Origin of the sequence: Paraburkholderia sp. SIMBA_030, from assembly GCF_046535245.1 — a bacterium.
In the GTDB taxonomy this organism is placed as follows: Bacteria; Pseudomonadota; Gammaproteobacteria; order Burkholderiales; family Burkholderiaceae; genus Paraburkholderia.
Map to the genome: position 1 here is coordinate 1 of NZ_JAWRXB010000259.1, position 306 is coordinate 306.

Sequence of the window (306 nt, forward strand, 5' to 3'; positions counted from 1 at the left end):
GTATCATAGGTCTTGAACTCAAGGTCCTTGTAGCCCTGGCGGGCGAACTGGATGACGCGGCCGATATAGTTTTCCGGAACCTGGTCCTTCTTGGCAGCGCGGATTTCGCGCTTCAGGGCAGGGTTCTTGTTGGCGTCGAAGCAATCGCCGTCATCGCCGCCGTCGCAATTGACGCAGGCCTTCATGATCGCCTTCAGATGCTTGGCGACGACCTTGGAACCGGTGACGAGAGCCGCAACCTTCTGCTCTTCCTTGACCTTCCAGTTGATGTATTCCTCGATATCCGGATGGTCGATATCGACGACC

1 protein-coding gene is annotated in these 306 nt (G+C 56.5%); it reads right to left on the reverse strand.

Annotated features, from left to right (window positions below; all coding sequences use genetic code 11):
* A partial coding sequence (locus SB772_RS39915) for a hypothetical protein (RefSeq protein WP_410838508.1) occupies positions 1 to 306 on the reverse strand: 306 nt, incomplete at both ends.